Raw genomic sequence first — 4783 nt, 5'->3', positions numbered from 1 at the left:
GCGGTGGCTGACCGAACACCCACGCTTGATGCTGATCGAGGGCGCGAAATACAGCCCGCAGGACAACCCCGTCGAACGCATCTGGGCCGGACTCAAACGCCACATCGCCAACACCGCACCCGCCACGATGGCCGGCCGCGTCCGCCAGGCACACGCCTACTTCCGCGACCGCACCACCGAGCAGAACCTCACCACCGCCGCACCCTGGACCAGCCCCTGGCCACCCCCAGGTTTCGGACAAGACTTCTGGCCAGATGCTTAGAGGTCCGGCAGGGGCGTCCCCGGCGTACGGGCGACGATCGCGGCCGTCGCGATCAGGTCCCAGCCGGGCGCGTACTCGTTGCCGGTGCTCATCTGCGGCGCGTGCTTCTCGTACCGGTCGAGCAGCTCCCGCACCGACTCGAAGACCGCGCGGTGCGGGTGGCCGGGCCGCACGCGGCAGCAGTGCCGGGCGAGGTCGAGCATCTGGCCCGGCGACTCGCCGCGCTTCGTGGCCTCGACACCCGCCGCGAGGTAGACTTGGAGCCGTTCCAGCAACGGGTCCAGCGGCGGCACGTGGCCGGGAGCGGGACCGAGGTCGAGGGGCTCGGCCCGGTCGACCAGGCGGCGTGACTGTCCACCGAGGACACCCGCGACCTGGGTGTCGTCCAGGCCGAGGTACCGGGTGCAGCGGGCGGTGGCGTGCGCGCCCCAGGTCGGCGTCGAGTACGGCACGTCGCTGCCGAACAGCACCCTGCCCGGCGGCATCGTGCCGAACAGCGTGACCAGGTCGGTGGGGCTCCACCACGACGTGTCGAAGAACAGGCCGTCCGCCGGGTGCCCTGCCAGCCACGCCAGGTCGGTCAGGCCGGCGTGCGCGAGGACGAACCGGGCGCCGGGGAACCGGTCCAGCACCGCGAGCAGCGTGTCGCCGAACGGGTCGATCTCCGGCCCGGCGTGCACGACGACCGGCAGTCGCAACTCGTGCGCCAGTTCGAGGACGCCGGTGAGCTCCGGGTCGTCGAGCGCGAACTCGTCGCTCGCCGGGTGCAGCTTGATCCCGGCGGCGCCGGCCTCCACGCACCGGCGCGCCTCGCCGGCCGGGTCGTCCCCCGGCGCGACCCGGCAGAACGGCACGAGCCCCGGCTCCCGCAGCACCGCGTCGTTCGCGGCGCGGTAGCCGTCCGGTTCGGTCAGCGGGAACACCGCCGCCTCCGCGCCCACCAGCGACAACGCGGACCGGACCTCGTCGGCGGTGGCGGAGAAGCCGCTGGGGTCGTTCGTGCCGACGTGGGTGTGGACGTCGAACAGCGGGCAGTCGAGGTCCAGGGCCTCCCACCACGGCCGCACCAGGTCATCCGCGTACATCGGGCTCCTCCCCGCTCGCCGGGACCTGAGATGCCCGCGACGGCGGAGGACAAACGCGCTCGACCGGTCGTTCGCCCGGTCGCTGCTCCGACTGGCGTCTTGATCGCTCCACACGGCAAGGCCAAGGTGAAGAACGTTCAGGTGCCTGAACACCTCGGAAGCCGACGGCGTCAGACGAGGAGAACGATGCGGAAACGCGCAACAGTCATCCCCCTGCTGGCTTTGCTGACCCTGGGCCTTCCCGCCCCCGCGACCGCCCAGCCGAACGGCACGGTCACGTCGGGACAGGCCAGGTTCCAGATCCTCTCCCCCACCCTCGTGCGAACGGAGTACGCCGGAGACAGCCGCTTCGAGAACGCAGCGACTTACAACGTTGTAAACCGCACCTTCCCGACCCCGTCCTACACGTCGCGGGTCACGGACGGCTGGCTGGTCATCACCACCTCCGCGCTGACCCTGCGCTACCGCGTGGGCTCCGGCCCGTTCCGCGCGGATAACCTCGAGCTCAAGGCCGGTGGCACGACCGCGTCCCCGTGGCGGCGGGTGGTCTGTGCGACCGGGCAGCTCTGCGAGGCCGAGGACCAGGCACGCGAGGGCATGCTCGTCGCGGCGGACCACCCCGGCCTCACCGGGTCCGGGTTCGTCGCCGGCTTCGAGTACACCAACAACGGCGTCACGGCCACCGTGCGCGCGACGAGTGCGGGCAGGCACCGGGTCGTCGTGCGGTACGCGAACGGCCAGGGCGGCGACGGCAAGCACGAGAACCGCACGCTCAGCCTGAGCGTCGACGGGCAGGCGCCGAAGCAGGTCACGCTGCCCCGCGGCAACGACTGGAACGACTGGCGGACCGCCGAGACCGAGGTCGACCTGACCGCGGGCGAACACCGCGTCGCGCTCACCCGCGGCGCGGGCGACTCGGGCAACGTCAACGTTGACAGCCTCGCCCTGCTCACCGCCGGACAGGCGTACCCGAGCGTCAGGGCCACCGACGAGTGCCGCTTCGGCACGAGCTGCGAGGCCGAGAACGGCGTGGTCAGCGGCGCGGCGAAGATCGCCGACGAGCACGCGGGCTTCGCGGGCACCGGCTTCGTGGCCGAGCTCGTCGGCGGCACGAAGCTCGTCCAGCGCGTCACGAGCGTGCCCTCCGCCGGCACGTACCCGGTCGTCGTGCGCTACGCCAACGGGACCGGCGGCGACGGCAAGTACCAGGCGCGGACCGTGCTGGTCAACGGACAGCCGTACACGCTGCCCACCACGGCGAACTGGGCGACGTGGGCGACCGCGACGCTCCAGGTACCGCTGCCCGCGGGCTCGTCGGATCTCACCGTCGCCTGCCCGGACACCGGCTGCCACGTCAACCTCGACACGATCGGGGTCAACACCTCGACGCAGCACCTGGCGCTGGGCGGCTACCGGCGTTCGCTGGACGGCTACAACGGCGACAACGGCGACCCGCGCCTCTACCCCGGCCTGCTCTACCGCGACGGCTGGTTCACGCTCGACGACACGCCTTCCGCGCTGCGCGACGGCACGCTGCGGGCGAACAAGGGCGCGCAGCCGTACCAGGACGGGTACGTGTTCGGCTACGGCCAGAACTACAAGACCGCGCTGGGCGACCTCGCGACGCTGACCGGCGGGGCGAAGCTGCTGCCGCGCTGGGCCTACGGAGTCTGGTACTCCGAGTACATCGACAGGACGGCCGCGGACTTCCGCGACCGGATCCTGCCCGCGTTCCGCCAGAACGGCGTCCCCCTGGACGTCCTCGTGATCGACACCGACTTCAAGGCGCAGAACCGGTGGAACGGCTGGCAGATGGACCGGAACAAGTTCCCCGACCCGCAGGGGTTCCTGGACTGGGCGCACGGCGAGGGCCTGCACAGCACGCTGAACATCCACCCGAGCATCCAGGGCAACGACCCGGACTTCGCGAAGGCGCAGGCCACCGCCAAGGGCAAGCTCGTCAAGACCGGCACCCGCGACGGCGTGGACAACTACAGCTTCGACTGGGGCGACCCGGACCAGCTGCGCGCGTACGTGGAGCTGCACGGCAAGATGCCCACCGACTTCTGGTGGCTCGACTGGTGCTGTGACGCCTCGGGTTCGTCGAAGCGCGGCGTCACGCCGGACACGTGGATCAACGAGCAGTACGCGAAGATGGGCTCGTTCGCGTTCTCCCGCGGCTTCGGCTCGCTGCAGGCCGGCGGGTACAGCGGCGGCGGCGCGCTGCCGACGGGTCCGTGGGCGGAGAAGCGCTCGACGCTGCACTTCACCGGCGACACGTCGTCGACGTGGGGCACGTTGAAGGGCACCATCGCCTACACGTCCAACGAGGGCGTGTCGACGGGCATGTCGAACATCAGCCACGACATCGGCGGCCACAACGACACCACCGGCCTGCGCGGGTCGGAGCAGTACCTCGACAACGGCCAGCTGCGCTGGACCACCAAGATGCCGGACGACATGTACGCGCGGTGGGTGCAGCTCGGCGTGTTCCAGCCGATCACGCGCCTGCACAGCAACCACAGCGACCGGCTCCCGTGGCAGTACGGCGCGGCCGCCAACGCGTCCGCCACGAAGTTCCTGAACCTGCGGGAACGTCTCGTGCCGTACCTCTACTCGCTGGCGGAGCAGGCGAACCGCACCGGCGTGCCGATGGTGCGCCCGGCCTACCTGGAGTACCCGGGCAGCCCGGAGGCGTACTCCACTGTGGACAGCCAGTTCCTGCTGGGACCGGACATGCTGGTCGCGCCGATCACCACGCCCGGTGACACCGCCTCGACGCGGGTCTGGTTCCCGCCGGGCCAGTGGACGGACTACTTCACCGGGCAGGTCTACCAGGGCGGCACCTGGGCGACCGTCAGCGCGGGTCTGGACACCATGCCGGTGTTCCTGCGCTCGGGCGGCGTGCTGGTGGAGCGCACGAACAACGTGGCCAACGACGCCCAGAACAAGGCCGAGGAGCTGACCGTGCACGTGACGGCCGGCGCGAAGGGCGAGTTCTCGCTGTACGAGGACGGCGGCCGCAAGCTGTCGGCCCGCACCCGCATCGTGCAGGACGGCGACTCGGTCACCATCCACCCGGCCAAGGGCTGGTTCCCCGGCAAGGTGTCCAAGCGCAACTGGACCGTGGTGGTGCACAACGCGGACGGCACGACCCGGACCGTGCAGGCGTCCGGCAGGTCGTCGTTCCAGAAGGTGGTGGTCCGCATCTAGCGGATTCCCGTCCGGTCGCGCTGCTGCGCGAGCTCCTGTGCGCAGCAGCCCGTCCGCGATCCCCAGGGAACCGCGAAGCCGAAGGCGAGCCAGACGCGAAGGCGAAGCCGAGCAGTCTTGGCTTTTCGCTCTTGGCTTTTCGCTCTTGGCTTTTCGCTCTTGGCTTTTCGCTCTTGGCTTTTCGCTCTTGGCTTTTCGCTCTTGGCTTTGGCTCTTGGCTTTT

General features: G+C 70.5%; 3 protein-coding genes and 1 pseudogene. 2 read left to right on the top strand and 2 right to left on the bottom strand.

The window, feature by feature from the left end; all coding sequences use genetic code 11:
* A pseudogene (locus tag VF330_RS11115) lies at positions 1-262 on the top strand (IS630 family transposase); the annotation flags it as partial.
* Here VF330_RS11115 and VF330_RS11110 read toward each other — a convergent pair.
* Positions 259-1347 (bottom strand): amidohydrolase family protein, encoded by a 1089-nt coding sequence (locus VF330_RS11110; protein ID WP_330851456.1) that lies wholly within the window; start codon positions 1345-1347, stop codon positions 259-261. The pseudogene VF330_RS11115 and the gene VF330_RS11110 sit on opposite strands and share 4 nt — an antisense overlap.
* 186 nt (positions 1348-1533) lie before the next feature.
* Here VF330_RS11110 and VF330_RS11105 point away from each other — a divergent pair, with 186 nt between their 5' ends.
* Positions 1534-4560, top strand: a complete 3027-nt coding sequence (locus VF330_RS11105; RefSeq protein WP_330851455.1) for a TIM-barrel domain-containing protein — start codon at positions 1534-1536, stop codon at positions 4558-4560.
* On the opposite strand, the gene VF330_RS11100 is transcribed toward VF330_RS11105, so the two are convergent.
* Positions 4557-4783 (bottom strand): hypothetical protein (locus tag VF330_RS11100; protein WP_330851454.1); only part of this gene is annotated, 227 nt, incomplete at its 5' end. The genes VF330_RS11105 and VF330_RS11100 overlap by 4 nt on opposite strands.

It is taken from the genome of Lentzea sp. (assembly GCF_036380075.1).
Classification (GTDB): domain Bacteria; phylum Actinomycetota; class Actinomycetes; order Mycobacteriales; family Pseudonocardiaceae; genus Lentzea.
This window is presented reverse-complemented; position numbering and strand designations above follow the sequence as displayed.

Coding starts and splice junctions, on each gene's coding strand:
- VF330_RS11110 (WP_330851456.1), bottom strand. CDS start 1,347: ATGTACGCGGATGACCTGGTGCGGCCGTGGTGGGAGGCCCTGGACCTC.
- VF330_RS11105 (WP_330851455.1), top strand. CDS start 1,534: ATGCGGAAACGCGCAACAGTCATCCCCCTGCTGGCTTTGCTGACCCTG.